The sequence below is a fragment of the Methylobacterium sp. J-026 genome, from assembly GCF_022829585.1.
Classification (GTDB): Bacteria; Pseudomonadota; Alphaproteobacteria; order Rhizobiales; family Beijerinckiaceae; genus Methylobacterium.
In genome coordinates, this window is the sequence record NZ_JAKSYC010000303.1 from 1 (window position 1) to 16359 (window position 16359).

A 16359-nucleotide genomic window follows, 5' to 3' on the forward strand; every position below is an offset into this window, starting at 1 on the left:
GCGCTCGTGGGCGTAGTCGACGATCGCCTGGACCCGGGCCCAGCCCTCCGGGGTCGAGCCGAACAGCGACCAGGCGGTCTGCGAGAGCTTGTCGGTGTCGCAGTAGCGCGAGCCGAGCAGGAACATCAGCACCGCGTCCGGCAGATCCTGGACCGCGATCTGGCGCGCCTCCGGTACCACCGGGTCGGGCAGGCCGTCGTCGGCGATCGTGAAATCCGCCGCCATGGTGATCGGGCCGCCGGGGGCGACGATGCGCGTGCACAGGTTGCCGAAGGCATCGATGTGCTGGAGCGCCGGCACCGGGGGATCGAAGGTGATGACCTCCGGCGTGACCAGATCGCCCTGGCGCTCCGGACGCACGTTCAGGAGCAGGTTCATCGGGGTCGGGCCGAAGGTGTCGAGGGTGATCGTGAAGCCGGTGCGGACGTGCATTGGGAAGGACCGTATCGAAGATCGGCGCGGGGCCGAGCGAAGGCGACGTGGACAGTACAGGCCCGTAAAAACTCGAATGTGGACCCGGTTCCACAGCGCGTTGCTGTTTCGGGCGTCGCGGTGCCCGAATATTCGGCATGGCAGCGGGGATGTCGATTGCGCGCGCGGGCGCGGTCCCGGAGCCGGCCGCATACCGTTCGGGCGATCCTGGCCTGTTCCTGCGCCATGTTGCGTCGCACAGGGCGGCCTCGTATCCCTGCGGGCCCTGCGCCGCGGTCGGCAGCCACTCGGCCGCCGCGACCCTTCGCCAGCCGATCGATGCCGATGACGCCCGACAAGCTCTCCATGCCCAAGGACAAGATCCGGGTCCTGCTGCTCGAAGGCATCAACGACAGCGCGGTCGGGCTGATGCAGGCGGCCGGTTACACCAACCTGATCCGGCTCCCGAAGGCATTGGACCGGGAGGCCCTGCACGAGGCGCTGCAGGGCGTGCACATGGTGGGCATCCGCTCGCGCACGCAGCTCGACGCCGCGGCGTTCGAGGCGGCGGACCGGCTGCTGGCGGTGGGCTGCTTCTCGGTGGGCACCAACCAGGTGGACCTGGAAGCAGCGCGTCACCGGGGGATCCCGGTGTTCAACGCACCCTTCTCCAACACCCGCTCGGTTGCGGAACTGACGATCGGCGAGATCGTGATGCTGCTGCGCCGGATCGTGCCGCGGTCCGTCGGCGCCCATGCGGGCCGGTGGGACAAGTCGGCTTTGGGCTCCCTCGAAGTCCGCGGCAAGACGCTCGGCATCGTCGGCTACGGCAATATCGGCACGCAGCTCTCGACGCTGGCCGAGGCCATGGGCATGCGCGTGCTGTTCTACGACCACACCGACAAGCTGCGCCACGGCAACACCGAGCCGACCAAGACCCTGCACGACCTGCTCGGCCAGTGCGACGTGGTCTCGCTGCACGTGCCCGAGACGGAGGCCACCGCCAACATGATCGGCGCGGCCGAGATCCGTGCGATGAAGCCCGGTGCCTTCCTGATCAACAACGCCCGCGGCACGGTGGTCGACCTCGACGCCCTGGCGGCGGCCCTGCGCGACGGACACCTCAAGGGTGCGGCCATCGACGTCTTCCCGGTGGAGCCCGGCTCCAATGCCGAACCCTTCGTGAGCCCGCTCCAGGGGATCGAGAACGTGATCCTCACCCCGCATATCGGCGGCTCCACCGAGGAGGCCCAGGAGCGCATCGGCTCCGAGGTGGCGCGCAAGCTCGTGGATTACTCCGACATCGGCTCGACGGTCGGGGCGGTCAATTTCCCGCAGGTCCAGCTCCCTGCCCGGCCGACGGGCACGCGCTTCATCCACGTCCAGCGCAACCTGCCCGGCATGCTCGGCCGCCTGAACGACGTGTTTTCCCGCGGTCACGTCAACATCGCGGCGCAGTTCTACCAGACCGACGGCGAGGTTGGGTACGTGGTGCTGGAGACCGATGCCACCGATACGGATGCCGAATCGCTGCTCACGGAGATCCGGGCGATCCCGGGTACGATCCGGGCGCGGCTGCTCTACGAGCGGCGCTGAGCGCGGCTCACCACCGAGATCGGCGATATCGACGCCGCGGGTGTGAACGGTCGCCGTGTTGCAGCGTTCGTCTTGCGCGGCCACGCTGGCCGCTGTTCTAGTGACACGCGGCCGATACTGATCGAACGGTCGACCGGCGGAGGATTTGCGGTGACGAAGCGTGTTTGGTGCGCATGGCTCGGGCTGGCGCTCGGTCTCGCCGGGACGGCCTCGGCCCCCTCCGGTGCCTCGGCGGATTGCCTGCGCCGCGTCTACAACCGCTCGAATCTCGTCCTGGTGGCACGCCAGGACGGCGGGCCGCCGGCCATGCTGCTCCCGGGGCAATCCCTGCCGGTGCGCCTGTCACGGCCCGGACAGCTCGACCTCGCCGCCTATTGCGGCGTGCCGCAGGCCGGGGGTTCGCCGGTGACCCAGAGGACCTTCGACTACGAGGCCGTGCTCGACCGGTGCTTCGTGCGCTTCGGCGGCGACCTGTTCGTGCCGCAGATCGGACGGGGCTTCATCGGCCTGCAGGAGACCGCGCCGTTCACCGTCAACAACCCGCAGCAGGGCGACATCGTTCTGGGACCGATGGCGCAGCCCGCCTGCGCGGTGCCGGGGATCGTCCTCGACCGCCGGGGCTGAGCGTCAGAGGTAGTGACGGAACACGACGCGCCGATCCTCGACCGCCCCGGGCGATGGGGGCGTCGGCGGTCCGACGAGGGGGCTGAGGAGACGCAGGCCGATCAGGCCAAGGGCCGCGATCGCCGGGGCGACGAAGCGGAACGGGCGAACGAGCATGAGCGCCTCCATGGCGGGCTCGCGGGCCCAGGACATGTCCTGCAAGCAGCCCTGGCGCGCTCCATCATCATTGCACCTGCGCCCGGCTCTGGACGTGCAAAAGCGCACATCGGATACCCCGGGCGGGCGACCGGTCTCGTCCAAGCCGTGTTACGGCGGCGCGTTTGCGTCGGCGGCGTCGCTGGCATGTCGCGCCATGCCCTCCTATGCTGTCCGGATCGGGGGCCGCCCGCGACGGTGCGGCGAGAGCCGGGGCGGTGCTTCCGACCGGGAATCGATGGCGTGAACGAGGACGCGCGTATGCTGAGCCAGACAGGGAGCTCGATCATCCGAGGCGATCTCGGAGTCGAGGAGACGTTCGAATCTGACAACATCGTCCGCTGGGACGGCGAGAGGCTCTACGTGGAGCAGGACGTCTTTCACAACGGCCAGCTCGTCCATCGCAAGTACCGTCGCACCGTCACCGAATCCGTGGCCCGGGTCCTCTGGTCGATCATCAACCGCGCCAAGCAGTGATTCTCGTAGGGCGGCCTGCGCAGACCCGTCCGCAAGTCCAGCCGGCCAGACCTTTCACGGTGTCGCGCGGCTTTGTTCGGTCCATCCCCTGTTCCGGACGCATAAAACGCCAGCGGAATGCGCCCCGGGACCCAGCGCAGGACGTCGCGAAGCGCCCGTACACCGTACGAAGCCCGTGCGGTCCGTGGCACATCCGACCGGACGGGCGGAAGTAAGAGCGCCTAACAGAACGGCACCGAGCGGGGTTTTCAGCGTTGGTTTGGCATGGCCAGACTGCTTCTTCCCGTTGATCTCTGGGATGAGATCGCGCCGCTCCTGCCGCCGCCTCGGCCGCGTCCGAAGGGCGGGCGTCGTCCAATTGAGAACCGGGCCGCACTCACGGGCATCCTGTTCGTGCTGCGCTCGGGGCTGCCGTGGGAAATGCTGCCGGCCGAGATGGGCTGCGGCTCCGGCATGAGTTGTTGGCGGCGACTGCGGGATTGGCAGGCGGCGGGCGTTTGGAGCCATCTGCATGACGTGTTGCTGGAGCGCCTGCACGCAGCAGGGGAGATCGACTGGAGCCGGGCTTGCCTGGACAGCGCGTCTGTCCCGGCCAAAAAGGGGGGCCTGCCACCGGCCCGAACCCGACGGACCGGGGCAAGGCGGGCACGAAGCGCCATCTCGTCACCGACGCGCGCGGCACGCCGCTCGGCTTCTGCCTGAGCGGTGCCAACCGGCACGACACCGTCATGATGGCGGCCACCCTCGATGCCATCCCGTCTGTGCGGAGCGGTCGGCGCGGACGACCGCGACGCCGTCCGGACAAGCTGCACGCTGACAAGGCCTACGATGCCAGACCTCGCCGCCAGGAGTGCCGAGCGCGGGGGATCGTCCCACGCATCGCACGTAAGGGCATCGAGAGCAGCGAGAAACTCGGTCGTCACCGTTGGGTCGTGGAGCGCACCCACGCCTGGTTCAACCGTTTCCGTCGATTGCCCATCCGCTATGAGCGACGCGCAGACATCTACGAGGCCTTCACGAGCCTCGCCGCCAGCCTCATCACCCTCAACCAGATCAGACGGTTCTGTTAGGCGCTCTAAATGAGGGCTGGCGTCACCGCTTCCATTCGGCGCGACGGTAGCCGAGACGTACGCAGGATCTGATCAGGCAGAGCGCTGGTTGCTGGCCATCTCGCGTGACTGGCGCGCCCTTTGGTGACGGTAAGACTAATCGAAATGTAGATTCACCCGTCGTCACGAAGGAAGTGCCAAAGGCCTGCAGCTCTCACTAGGGCGTCTCTGCAAAGGCATTTGAGCCAGAGCATGGTCGTGCCGAGCGTCACCATAGCGAGGTAATTGGCGGCTCGCTTCTCGTAGCAGCTGGCGATGCGGCGATACTGCTTGAGCTGGTTGATCACCCGCCTGTCGTCGACCCAAGGTTTGCCGGGTCGGCTGTGGGGTAGATGTGGCTCGATCCGCGCCCATGCTCCATCCTAAAGCCAGAACAACCATGCCGTCGCGATCCTTCTGCCCCGAAACCCCAACCCACGGAAGAAAATGCAAGCGATAGCAATCGGTTGTATGATCTCCCTATCTAGGGCATGCCTGAACTCGGGGGATGCGGCTGGAATGACAAAAGCCAATTCTCACCTTGCTAATCCCACCTCGTTTTGTTGTGATGGCTGCTAAGCTTGGGTCATCATCGTTACATTCGCTGGATCGCAAAGAGGGGGGCTTCTGAGTGGAGAAAAAAGAAAAACTCAAGCTCAGTGAGTCCGACATTTGCGATCTATTTATCACTCCAGCAATTAAAGCTGCGAAATGGGACCCATTTACTCAGATCAGACGAGAAGTGACGCTTACGCCCGGGCCAGTAATTGTCCGAGGAAATTTATCTTCGCGAAATAAGAAGAAGAAGAAATTTGCAGACTACGTCCTATACTGGAAACCATCGCTTCCGATCGCTATCATTGAAGCCAAGGACAACAATTTTTCCGTTTCGCATGGCTTGCAGCAAGCCCTTGGATACGCAGAGATTTTGCAGCTACCGAGCGCCTTTAGCTCCAACGGCGACGGTTTTGCATCGCACAATAAAACAGCGACGGCGGGACAGGACATTGAGACTGAATTCCCGCTCGATCAGTTTCCTCCTCCGCAAGAGCTGTGGAGCAGATACCGGCTGATGAACAACATCGCGGATCAAGAAATTGCACTGGTTGAGCAGCCTTATCATGTCGACTCCGATGGCAAAGAGGCTCGCTATTATCAGGTTGAGGCAATAAATCGGACAGTTGAAGCGATCGCCAAGGGACAAAAGCGGCTGCTTCTCGTGATGGCGACAGGAACCGGGAAAACCTACACTACCTTTCAGATCATTTGGCGGCTGTGGAAAGCTGGGGTAGCGAAGCGTATCTTGTTCCTGGCCGACCGGAACATCCTTGTTGACCAAACTCTAGTTAATGACTTTAAGCCGTTCGGGACGGTCATGACTAAGGTGAAAAATCGCAGGATTGATCCAGCCTATGAGGTGCATCTGGCGCTTTATCAGACGCTGACGGGTCAAGAAGAGTCTGACAAGATTTTCAAATCAGTCTCGCGGGATTTCTTTGATCTCATCGTCGTTGATGAGTGTCACCGTGGCAGCGCAGCAGAAGACTCAGCGTGGCGGGAGATTTTGGAGTACTTTCATGGAGCGGTTCAGGTCGGCATGACCGCGACACCGAAAGAAACCGAGTACGTTTCGAATATCACTTATTTCGGCAAGCCCGTTTACACTTACACCCTCAAGCAGGGGATCGAAGACGGCTTTCTCGCGCCATACAAAGTTATCCGTATCGATATCGATCGAGACGTCGAGGGTTGGACCCCGCCTCCTGGAATGGTCGATGATCTCGGAAACAATGTCGAGCAACGCGAGTACAACCAGAAGGACATTGATCGTATTCTAGTCCTCAACAAGCGCACAAAGCTGGTTGCGGAGCGCGTGATGAAGCTGCTAAAGGCTACAAATCCGATGTCGAAGACCATCATTTTCTGTGAGGACATTGACCACGCCGAACGGATGCGCAAGGCGATTGTCAACGCGGCTGGTGACTTGGCCCGCGACAACTCGAAATACGTCATGCGTATTACAGGAGACAGCACCGAGGGCAAAGCCGAGCTGGACCGGTTTATCGACCCCGAAGAGCCCTATCCTGTTATTGCTACCACATCACAGCTTCTTACGACGGGTGTAGACGCTAAAACCTGCAAGCTAATCGTCCTCGACCGTACGATTAACTCCATGACCATGTTTAAGCAGATTATCGGGCGTGGCACGCGGATCGACGAGGAAAACAACAAATTTTTTTTCACGATCATGGACTTTAAAAAGGCAACCGAGCTGTTTCGAGATCCAGCGTTCGATGGCGAGCCGGTCGTCATCTACGAGCCCGGCACGGATGATGGTCCTGTCCCGCCTGACCCAGGGACGGAAGATGGCGACTATCCCGACGGCGGCGGCTCAGACGACGAACCGGGTATTACCAAAATTCGAATTAGCGGGGTGGATGCCCAGATCATAGCTGAGCGTATCGAATATGTTGGACCCGATGGTAAGCTGATCACAGAATCCTACCGCGATTTTGCCCGTAAGCAGATCGTCTTAGAATATCGATCGCTGGATCAATTCATCCAGAAATGGCGCGCGAGCGATCGCAAAAAGGCGATCATCGACGAGTTGGAAGAGCACGGCATCTTGCTTCCCAATCTGGCAGAGGAGGTCGGCAAGGACGTCGGCGATTTTGATCTCCTTTGCCATATTGCCTATGACCAGCCGCCTTTGACGCGCCGGGAGCGCGCCGAAAAAGTCAAAAAGCGCAACTACTTCGCGAAGTACAGCGAGAAGGCCCGCGCGGTGCTTGAAGGACTGCTCGACAAATACGCTGATGAGGGCATAACCACGATTGAGGAACCAAAGGTGCTTCGCCTGAGGCCCTTTGCGGATATCGGGACCCCGATCGAAATCATTAATGGTTCGTTTGGCGGCAAGGCGAAGTACGAGCAGGCCCTCAAAGAACTAGAAGACCAGATTTACGGGTAGGCGTCGAACGAATGAGCAATATCTCAGGTATTATCAAGTCCATTCAGGACATCATGCGCAAAGACGCCGGTGTCGATGGCGATGCACAACGCATTGGCCAAATGGTCTGGATGTTCTTCCTCAAAATTTATGATGACCGGGAAGCTGAGCTTGAACTCGTGGAGGACGACTACAAGTCCCCCTTGCCGGAACATCTGCGCTGGCGAAGCTGGGCGGCTAACAAGGAGGGGCTAACGGGCGAAAGACTCGCTGAGTTCGTCAACCTGCAACTTTTCCCCAAGCTAAAAACCCTAGTCCCGCCCCCTGGCGATCTAGGGCACAAGGCGTCCGTGGTTCGTGATGTTTTCGAAGACGCGAACAATTTCATGAAAAACGGCACGCTGATTCGCCAGGTGATCAACAAGATCAACGAGATTGATTTCAACAGCCGTGAAGACCGACATACCTTTGGTGCGATCTACGAGCAGATCCTCAAGGACCTCCAGAGCGCGGGCAACGCCGGGGAGTTCTACACCCCGCGTGCCGTGACAAAATTCATCATCGACCGACTGAGTCCAAAACTAAATGAGATCGTGTTCGATCCGGCCTGCGGTACAGGCGGCTTTCTGTCATGCACCATCGAACACAAGCGGAAACTGGTGAGGTCGGCAGTTGAGGAGGAAACGCTCAGGCGAACTATTCGGGGGGTGGAGAAGAAAGCGCTTCCCCATATGCTTTGCGTGACGAACATGATCCTCAACGGGATCGATACGCCGTCGGGCATCAAGCACGGAAACACGCTTTCGAAGCCGTATCGAGATTACGGCGACAAGGATCGCGTTCATGTCATCGCCACCAACCCGCCTTTCGGCGGCATGGAGGAGGATGGCATCGAGAACAATTTCCCCACGCATCTGCGCACGCGAGAGACGGCTGACCTTTTCATGGCGCTGATCATCAAGCTGCTGCGTGCGCAGGGCCGCGCGGTTGTGGTGCTGCCGGATGGTTTCCTCTTCGGAGAAGGCACGAAATCGACCCTGAAAAGGCAGCTCTTGGAAGAGTGCAACCTGCATACGATCGTGCGATTGCCGAACGGCGTCTTCGCTCCCTACACCGGCATCAAGACTAATATTTTGTTCTTCACCAAGGGCGTACCGACCAAAGATATTTGGTTCTACGAGCACCCCTATCCGGAGGGCGTGAACAGCTACAGTAAAACCAGACCAATGCAGTTTGAAGAGTTTCAAGCTGAGCAAGATTGGTGGGGTAACGAAGCGGATGGCTTCAAGGCGCGCAAGCCAACCTCGCAGGCTTGGAGAGTTGGTGCAAATGAGATAGCGGCCAACGGTTACAATTTGGATCGCAAGAACCCCTATCAGGCTGCTACCGTGGAGCATGATACCGAAAAGTTGCTGCTCGCTTATGGCGAAACGCGAGACGCCATCCAATCGTTGCGCGACGAGCTGAGGGCTACCCTCTCCGCAGCCCTATCACGGTGAGCGGTGTGGCAAGCATTGCAGATATTTTGACTGGCAATCTCGACGTCTGGACAAGCGCGATTGAACGTCGCTCCTCAGCTGGCCGTGGCCGATCGAAGAAGTTCAGCCTCTACGGCATCGAGAAGCTGCGTTCGCTCATTCTGGATCTAGCGGTACGGGGGGTGCTGGTTCCGCAGGAAGCCGATGATGAACCCGCGTCAGCTTTATTGAAGACGCGCCATCGAACTGATCAACGCGGCCCTACTTCGAAGAAGGTAGTTCCACAGGTCACTTCGACAAACGGCAATGTCTGGCCATTCGCCATCCCTGATTCTTGGGCTTGGGCACGATTAGGCTTAGTGACCAACTATGGCGACACAGAAAAGGCCGATCCCGGCGATGTTGCACCGGAGATTTGGGTACTAGAACTAGAGGATATTGAGAAGGGCACCTCCCGATTAATTGAACGAGTTCGGCACGCAGAACGTCCATACCAAAGTCAGAAAAATCGCTTTGATACTCGCGACGTTATTTATGGGAAACTTCGACCATACCTCGATAAAGTCATTATCGCTGATGAGCCGGGCGTCTGTACAACGGAGATGGTACCCATTCGGGCCTTTCCTGGTTTGACACCGGAGTATTTGCGCCTTTTCTTGAAATCCCCCTTCTTTATCGATCTGGCGACGAATTCGACGCATGGTATGAACCTGCCTCGGCTTGGCACAGACAAGGCTCGAGCTGCTCCAATCTCCCTTCCGCCCCTCGCGGAGCAGCGTCGTATCTTCGAGAAAGTCGATGAACTAATGACCCTGTGCGACGCACTGGAAGCCGAGAGCTACCGTGCAATTGAGGCGCATGAGCTACTGGTTAGCAATCTCCTCGCAACGCTGACCAGAAGCCGGAACGCCGAGGAGCTGACTAAGAACTGGGCGCGCATCGAGGCACATTTCGACACGCTTTTCACCACGGAAGCCAGCATCGACCAGCTGAAGCAAACAATCCTGCAATTCGCGGTGACGGGCAAACTCGCACGACAGGATCGGAATGAAGATTGTTCCAACCAGAGGCGGCTCAGACCAGACGCAGCCGCTGAAACGTACGACACGAAAGCATATGCCACTCGTGCAAAGAAGTTTTCGCTGCCAGTATGCTGGACAATTGAGCCGCTGAGCCGTGTTTCAAGCCACATAGTCGACTGTCCACACACGACACCCAAATGGACAACCGAAGGCTACCTGTGCGCAAAATCCGAGCAGATCATGCCGGGGTATCTAGACCTCAGAAAGCCAAACTACGTTTCGGAAGAAACATTCATTGAGCGGATAGAACGACTGAAGCCCAGGCCTGGAGATATTCTGTTTAAAAGGGAGGGCGGCATCCTGGGAGTTGCATGTCGCATCCCAGAAGGAACAGTACTATGTCTGGGACAGCGGCTTATGCTGATAAGGGTAAATGACTCAATTCTTCCGTCGTTCCTCGAGCTTGTCCTCAACGCACCGTGGACGACCGACTATGCGAGGGAAATGACGACTGGTGGCGCGGCTCCTAGAGTGAACATGACGGTTGTTCGCGCATTTCCGATTCCTCTACCGCCCAAACCGGAACAACAGCGCATTTTGGATAAGTTCTCGGAGCTCTCAAGTCTTTGCGAGTTACTTAAGAAGCAGCTTTCGACGGCGCTAGCAGCTGAGGTCAAAATCGCTAACGCTATAACTTCCAAGTTGATGGCATAAGCCTGATGCGCCTGAACTCGGTTTTCATCAGTCAGTACAAGAACCTCCGGGACTTTTCACTGAACTTCGAGGGCGATCATTTCATCGACATTTTTGTCGGCAGGAACGGCTCGGGGAAATCCAATTTCCTTGAAGCTCTGATTGAGATATTCGATCACATCTACGGTTTCAAAGTGAGTAGCCCCGGCCCCGACTTCGACTACGAGGTCGCATGGGATATCGGCGGTGCAACCACGACGCTCCGTTGGTTTAGCCGGCAGATGTCTATCAATGGCGTCGCGCGAAAACAGCTCGGCAAGACGCGAATGCCGGCAAATGTGATCGTCTACTATTCCGGCCAGAACAATACGGTTGCTGCGCTGATCCGTCGATATCGCGACAGCTATCGCCGATCGGTGAAAAAGGCCAATGTTGCCGCAAGCCCGCGCTTCATTGGCATCGGGCCGGATTACAAGACCCTACTTGTAGCATTGATGCTGATGCTTCCGGAGGCTTCACAGGCGCGGCGCTTTCTCTGCACCAAGCTTGGGATTGAGGTGACGGGCGGCACCACTCGGTTGAAGCTCCGCAGGCCAGTGGTTGCGCATAAGACCCGGCAATATGACCCACTAGATAATGGGCAGCTGTTCTGGGGCGTGAAAGGAATCGCCCGTACGTTCCTTGACCAGTTAATGCGCTGCATCACAGAGGATTTCTCGCCAGCTTCACTCTATGATCGCGATAGTGATACCTACGAGCTTGGTATCGATGTCGCCAAATACCGTAAGGTGTTCGACACTCTGCCGTCAGACGAGGTGTTTTGTCAGTTTAATGCGCTGCGGGCGCTCAACATGATCGCGGATATCTCGATCCCGGTCCGTTTGGCTGCCAACACTGAGGTTTCGTCGCGCGCCTTCAGCGACGGGCAATTCCAGTCCGTCTACCTTTTCGCGATTTCCGAGCTTTTCAAGGATCGCGAATGCATTACGCTGCTGGATGAACCAGACGCCTTCCTCCATCCTGAGTGGCAGTTCGACTTTCTTCATCAGACGCTTGCAATCTCAAATCACGGGGCGCGAACGAACCACATCCTGATGAGCAGTCACAGCGCCTCGACAATCGCCGCGAAGGTTGAGTGCAGGATCAGGCAGATCGAATTCACCGGTGTAAGAACCGAGGCGCAGGAGAAGGACAAAGGTGAGCTGATCAAATCCCTGTCGGCGGGTCTGATCATCTTCTCCGAGAAAGAGGCCGCGCTTAACATCGAGAGATTACTAGACAATACAACTGGACCTGTACTTTTCACTGAAGGTATTTCGGACGTATTTATTCTTAGATCTGCTTGGATAAATCTATTTCCAGGACAAACATGCCCTTTTGAAATCGTACAGGCATTCGACTGTGCGTTTTTGCGCAACCTAATGAAGCGGCAGTCTCTCTATCAAGGAAATCCCGGGCGAAAATTCTTCGCGCTATTCGATTTCGATGGTGCCTACCAAGATTGGTCGCAACTTGGTGAACTCATAGAGCCCGACATCGAGAAATGCCTTACCGTAAAACATCGGAGTTTCGAAGGGTACGCGATGCTTCTGCCGGTATCGAACGGCTTGAGCGTCCGCAACCAAGTATGGAATTCTAACACCAACCGGACTTTCGAAGGGGAGTCGCGGCTGAGCATTGAGCTTTTATTGAAAGATGCTCCCGGCATCGAGCAACATTTTGCAGTGGATGTGAACGACAGGGCTGGCTGGATCAAATTCAATGGTGACAAGCTTAGGTTTGCGTCTGAGGTCGTGCCGCAAATCCCGGCTCAGCATCTCGTTGTGTTCAAGCCTATCTTCGATTTCGTTCTCTCGCGAATTTAGGCACTTCCTTGCCACATCCCTTTCTGTCACGGTCGGCAATGTCCTAGATTTCGACCGGCTTGAAGGGCTCGAAGCAAACATTGGCCTGAAATTGCTCTTTCCGCCGAAACCGGAAGCGCAACTTCTGTATGTGTTCCACGGGCGGCGCGGCGACTTGATCAAACGCCTCTGGCACGACGGCCTCGAGCTGTCGCTCTACGCCAATACGTTGGAACAAGGCCGCTTTCTCGGGCCGACGCCGGCAGCCGGTGCCGTGGCTCAATCGAGCGTGCTTTGTTGTACCCAATCCGAGACGATCATGTTTCTCACGAGGGACGCGAGTTGGTGGCGGCCGACGGTGCCGAGTCTAGGCGCCTGAGCCAGATGCGTGCGTGCCGTGACGTCACCGAATGGATATTGGCCGGAGCATGCCTGAGCCGATTGCGCCAGAGATGCCGGCGGGCGAGCGCGCCACCTGTGCGTGGCTGACGGATCGAGAACTCGGCGTTTACGCGGCGAAGTACGCCCGAACCGGCTTCCATGGCGCGCTGCTAGTGGTCAAAATCCGGCGCTTGGTACCGCCTCGTGTGGAGCGTCTCCGGCCTGTCGCAGACCTCAGGCCCTGAGTTCGACTGCCAGCATCTCACCATAGGCGCACTCCACGCCGGCCGCCGAAAGCGAGAGCGACACCTGCGCCTTCCGGCCGTCTAAGGACTTGAGCGTGCCCGTGATGAGCAGTTCCTCACCGAGCGGCGTCGGCTTGCGGAAGTCGATCTGCAGAGAGGCAGTCACGAACCGGATGGGCGCGCCGTCGTCACCCATAACCCGCCCCCGGTCGCGATAGGCGAATGCCGCTGCTGAAGCGGTCCCATGGCAGTCGAGGAGCGAGGCGATCATCCCGCCGTAGACGTCGTCCGGGACGCCGCCGCTGTAGATCTTGTCCGGGGTGAAGTGGGCTTCGGTCCGGTCGCCCAGCAGGAAGCTTTTTTGGGTGGTGGCCATGGGGATTTGCCGGGCCGCAGCCGTAGCATTAGGCGAAGTTCGGCGGGTAGTGGTCCTGGATCGCCTTTATGGCTGTTCCTCCCCAATCCCGCCGATCATGGCTCAGGCATGAGGACGTGCAAACCACCTGGCGCCGGGCACGAATGGGTACCAAGCGTCGGATTTTGACCTCTAGATTACCGGTGCCGCATGGATGGGGGCCTCGTTCGCGACCTCGAGCGGCTCGTTGGACGGTGGATTCAGGTGTCGGCGCTGTTCGCGGCCAGGCGCAGCGACTGATGCGGTTTCAGACACCCGGCGCACTGGAGCGCACGAGCACGCGGATTTGCGGCCATTCCCGCGGGTAAAATTTGGGACCTATATACGTGTTTGACCCAGACGCCGCGGGGGCGTAGGTTTCTCGCATAGACGGAGGCCGCCCGTGTTCGCGAAGTTCGACAGCTTGTTCGACCTGATGGCGGCGTTCCCCGACGAGCAGACGTGCGTTGACCATTTCCGCGCGATCCGCTGGCGCGACGGTAAGTTCTGCCCGCACTGCAACGGCAATCGCATCTATTCGTTCTCAGACAGCAAGACGTTCAAGTGCGGCGACTGCCACAAGCGGTTCTCGATCAAGGTCGGGACGATCTTTGAGGATACCAAACTGCCTCTGCGCAAGTGGTTCATGGCGATTTGGCTCATCACGAACCATCCGAAGGGCATTGCTAGCACGACGCTCGCCAAAGACCTCAAGATCACTCAGAAATCGGCGTGGTTCGTCCTGCACCGTCTGCGGCACGCCGCGCGCACCAAGTCGTTCAACGCGCCGCTCAAGGGCACAGTCGAGGCGGACGAGACCTACGTCGGCGGCAAAGAGAAGAACAAGCACGCCAAGGACCGCAAGGGCGGCACGCAGGGCGGCGCCGGCAAGGCGATCGTGCTCGGGATTATCGAGCGCGAAGGCGAGCTACGCACAGCCGTTGTGACGGACCTCAAGGCCCAGACGGTGCAGACCATTGTGCGTGAGAACGTCGCCAAGGGCTCAACCCTGATGACGGACGAGCACGGCGCATACACTGGCCTGGGCAAGGATTTCATGCACCACACGGTCAACCACGGGGCGGGCGAGTACGTGCGGGCTACTGCCTCCATACCAGCTCGATTGAAAGCGTGTGGGCAATCCTCAAGAGGCAGATCATCGGCATCCACCACTGGGTCAGCCCGAAGCACCTGAGCCGGTACGCCGCTGAGATGACGTGGCGCTTCAACCACCGCGACATGGGCGTTACCAACCGCATGAATGCGATCTTCAGCGGCTTGGAAGGCCGGCTGCGCTACAAGGTATTGATCGCGTGAGCGCCGAGGATCGCAAGACGGAGCCGCCGTTCGGGCTCGATATGGATTTTGGGGAGGCACTGGAGCGCTTTATCGGCACGAGGCCGAATGAGGTTGAGGAAAGCGTTGAGCGGGCGAAACAGAAGAAACCGCCTGATGTCAAAGCAGCGCCTAAACCGGGCGCCAAGCGCCCCCGCAAGCCGGGCAACTAATCGTTCCGACGCCCAGCGTAGGTGATGTGAGGCGGCTGCACCGGCGGCGTTTCAATCACCCTATCGAGGGATGTGACCGGCACTTTCTTGTTGTGATCAGGCGCCAGGTCTTCGGCTCCATCGCCATCGTCGGGCCGCTCTGATTGGGCGCCTTCATCTTTGGCTACCTCGGCATCATTACCGGGCGCATAGCCGCTAGACTCATGTGGGCGATCAGCGACCCAATAACCTCCAGTTGGAAGGCGAACGAGGCCCGACGTATCACGGACGCGCCAGAGCATCGTCGAGAGCACCATTTCCGGGTCTGCCCCCCGAACGCTCAAACCGCGATTGGCAAGTTCTTGGATCAGTACGGAGCGGAGAACGGGCTCACCGCGCTCCTCGATGATTTCACGCGCAACACGTGCGACCTCTTCTTTCTTCGGATTCCCAGGTACCCGCGTCCGGCGAAGCGGACTTGCCTGCGCTAAACCGTCTGCGCTGATTGAATGCGAGCCGGCTCGATGCTGCGCAGCTTCAGATCGGGTAAACGCAGTCTCAACGGGAGTGACGCCTGCGAACTGATGCCAAGCCGATATGAACGCTTCGGCCTCGCGCACTTCCTGTCGAAGAGCGCTGATCCGCTGAGTAAGGCTTTCAATTTCGTCGCTGGCGAAATCGCGCTTCGCCACAGCGTTTGCAAGCGCGCGGTCCGTCATGTCCTTCTCCTCGGTTTCTGAGGATAGGATTTGCACACTCGCGGTTGAAAAGCGAGTGCCCGTTGTATTGAAGACCGGGGTGGTGTACAGAAATCTTGCCTGAGGCCGGCGGCCCGAATCAGAGGCTTCAACTCTGAGACGGACCCGCCGGGTAGGCCGACCGGATGGCAGGGAAAGCCCCGCTGCCATCCGGTCATCAAGGCGTATCGGCTGATGCCGCCACCTCGTCACCGAGCGGAGGTATATCACCAGCACGCGCTTGGTTCAACTCGGGGCTATTGGAGCCATCAATGGACAAGCGCACCCGTTACCACCACCGCCCGAAGCGGCGCTGCCACCGTGTCCGCCCGTATAAGCGTGTCCGTTTCGGCCGCGTCGAGTCTGTCTGCGGGCATGGACGCTGCTGCACCTAGGTGCAAAGCGCCTTAACCGCCAACCTGTAGCGTAACAGAGCCCGGCCTAGCGTCGGGCTTTTTCGTGGGCGATGCTGGCGCGCATGGAGAAGCGGATAGTACGGTGGAAGGATGAATGGCGACGGCGCCGGCCCGGCGTTCCTTGCGATGTCGCCTTATGGGTTGACGTGCGCTCCCTAGACGCCGCGTGGCGACTAGATGCGGAGGCCTACCTTCCACCCGGCGCTCTGAATTCACGCTACAAGTACGTAGGGTTTGGCGAGTGGTTCGTGACGACGCGGGAGTGGGTCGGGATGCCGGTGGTCGGGATGACCGACGAGGCGGCCGACTTCACCAACGGAC

At 59.4% G+C, this 16359-nt stretch carries 14 protein-coding genes and 3 pseudogenes; 12 read left to right on the top strand and 5 right to left on the bottom strand.

The window, feature by feature from the left end:
- Positions 1-432, bottom strand: a pseudogene (locus MKK69_RS25710) (transglutaminase family protein); the annotation flags it as partial.
- Positions 433-756: 324 nt separating this feature from the next.
- Here MKK69_RS25710 and serA point away from each other — a divergent pair.
- Entirely contained in the window at positions 757-2007 is a 1251-nt protein-coding gene (gene serA, locus MKK69_RS25715) for a phosphoglycerate dehydrogenase (protein ID WP_243972663.1), read from the top strand.
- Between the two features lie 150 nt (positions 2008-2157).
- Positions 2158-2631 (top strand): hypothetical protein, encoded by a 474-nt coding sequence (locus MKK69_RS25720; protein ID WP_243972665.1) that lies wholly within the window; start codon positions 2158-2160, stop codon positions 2629-2631.
- Positions 2632-2634: 3 nt separating this feature from the next.
- On the opposite strand, the gene MKK69_RS25725 is transcribed toward MKK69_RS25720, so the two are convergent.
- A complete protein-coding gene (locus tag MKK69_RS25725) occupies positions 2635-2832 on the bottom strand; it encodes a hypothetical protein (RefSeq protein ID WP_243972667.1) in 198 nt (65 codons plus the stop codon).
- A 255-nt stretch (positions 2833-3087) separates the two neighbouring features.
- Between MKK69_RS25725 and MKK69_RS25730 the strand changes: the two genes are divergently transcribed.
- Positions 3088-3303 carry a hypothetical protein gene (locus MKK69_RS25730; RefSeq protein ID WP_243972669.1) on the top strand — a complete coding sequence of 72 codons (216 nt, stop codon included), beginning with the start codon at positions 3088-3090 and terminating at the stop codon, positions 3301-3303.
- A gap of 264 nt (positions 3304-3567) precedes the next feature.
- A protein-coding gene (locus MKK69_RS25735) for an IS5 family transposase (protein ID WP_243972670.1) occupies positions 3568-4373 on the top strand; the annotation gives its coding sequence in 2 pieces (ribosomal slippage) (positions 3568-3904 and positions 3904-4373; 807 coding nt in all).
- 218 nt (positions 4374-4591) lie between these two features.
- Here MKK69_RS25735 and MKK69_RS31425 read toward each other — a convergent pair.
- Positions 4592-4759 (bottom strand): annotated as a pseudogene (locus MKK69_RS31425) (IS5/IS1182 family transposase); the annotation flags it as partial.
- 263 nt (positions 4760-5022) lie between these two features.
- On the opposite strand from MKK69_RS31425, the gene hsdR reads away from it, so the two are divergent.
- From hsdR to tnpB, 5 genes and pseudogenes are all read left to right on the top strand, one after another.
- Positions 5023-7362 carry an EcoAI/FtnUII family type I restriction enzme subunit R gene (gene hsdR / locus MKK69_RS25745; protein WP_243972672.1) on the top strand — a complete coding sequence of 780 codons (2340 nt, stop codon included), beginning with the start codon at positions 5023-5025 and terminating at the stop codon, positions 7360-7362.
- Between the two features lie 11 nt (positions 7363-7373).
- A complete protein-coding gene (locus MKK69_RS25750) occupies positions 7374-8840 on the top strand; it encodes a class I SAM-dependent DNA methyltransferase (RefSeq protein WP_243972674.1) in 1467 nt (488 codons plus the stop codon).
- On the top strand, positions 8837-10555 hold the full coding sequence (locus MKK69_RS25755; protein ID WP_243972676.1) for a restriction endonuclease subunit S: 1719 nt from the start codon (positions 8837-8839) through the stop codon (positions 10553-10555). Before MKK69_RS25750 ends, MKK69_RS25755 begins: the two co-directional genes overlap by 4 nt.
- 5 nt (positions 10556-10560) lie before the next feature.
- On the top strand, positions 10561-12399 hold the full coding sequence (locus MKK69_RS25760) for an AAA family ATPase (protein WP_243972677.1): 1839 nt from the start codon (positions 10561-10563) through the stop codon (positions 12397-12399).
- Positions 12296-12637 (top strand): annotated as a pseudogene (gene tnpB / locus MKK69_RS31430) (IS66 family insertion sequence element accessory protein TnpB); the annotation flags it as partial. The gene MKK69_RS25760 and the pseudogene tnpB, both read left to right, overlap by 104 nt.
- A gap of 356 nt (positions 12638-12993) precedes the next feature.
- Here the strand turns inward: tnpB and MKK69_RS25765 are convergent.
- The gene (locus MKK69_RS25765) at positions 12994-13380 is read right to left on the bottom strand and encodes a PaaI family thioesterase (RefSeq protein ID WP_243972678.1); all 387 of its coding nucleotides are present in this window, start codon (positions 13378-13380) and stop codon (positions 12994-12996) included.
- A 421-nt stretch (positions 13381-13801) separates the two neighbouring features.
- Between MKK69_RS25765 and MKK69_RS25770 the strand changes: the two genes are divergently transcribed.
- The 3 genes from MKK69_RS25770 to MKK69_RS25775 are packed head-to-tail and all read left to right on the top strand — an operon-like array spanning position 13802 to position 14906.
- Positions 13802-14593: an IS1595 family transposase gene (locus MKK69_RS25770; protein ID WP_313900887.1), complete on the top strand. Its 792-nt coding sequence runs from the start codon at positions 13802-13804 to the stop codon at positions 14591-14593.
- Entirely contained in the window at positions 14530-14715 is a 186-nt protein-coding gene (locus tag MKK69_RS31265; protein WP_313900888.1) for a transposase, read from the top strand. The genes MKK69_RS25770 and MKK69_RS31265 overlap by 64 nt, the downstream gene beginning before the upstream one ends.
- On the top strand, positions 14712-14906 hold the full coding sequence (locus MKK69_RS25775) for a hypothetical protein (protein WP_243972679.1): 195 nt from the start codon (positions 14712-14714) through the stop codon (positions 14904-14906). The genes MKK69_RS31265 and MKK69_RS25775 overlap by 4 nt, the downstream gene beginning before the upstream one ends.
- Here MKK69_RS25775 and MKK69_RS25780 read toward each other — a convergent pair.
- Complete coding sequence (locus MKK69_RS25780) at positions 14903-15604, bottom strand: hypothetical protein (protein ID WP_243972680.1); 702 nt, start codon at positions 15602-15604, stop codon at positions 14903-14905. The two genes, MKK69_RS25775 and MKK69_RS25780, sit on opposite strands and share 4 nt — an antisense overlap.
- Positions 15605-16359: the final 755 nt, after the last annotated feature.

Bases quoted from the DNA above. Each gene is read 5' to 3' on its own strand.
- serA (WP_243972663.1), top strand. From the start codon at position 757: ATGACGCCCGACAAGCTCTCCATGCCCAAGGACAAGATCCGGGTCCTG.
- MKK69_RS25730 (WP_243972669.1), top strand. From the start codon at position 3,088: ATGCTGAGCCAGACAGGGAGCTCGATCATCCGAGGCGATCTCGGAGTC.
- MKK69_RS25750 (WP_243972674.1), top strand. From the start codon at position 7,374: ATGAGCAATATCTCAGGTATTATCAAGTCCATTCAGGACATCATGCGC.
- MKK69_RS25760 (WP_243972677.1), top strand. From the start codon at position 10,561: ATGCGCCTGAACTCGGTTTTCATCAGTCAGTACAAGAACCTCCGGGAC.
- MKK69_RS25765 (WP_243972678.1), bottom strand. From the start codon at position 13,380: ATGGCCACCACCCAAAAAAGCTTCCTGCTGGGCGACCGGACCGAAGCC.
- MKK69_RS25780 (WP_243972680.1), bottom strand. From the start codon at position 15,604: ATGACGGACCGCGCGCTTGCAAACGCTGTGGCGAAGCGCGATTTCGCC.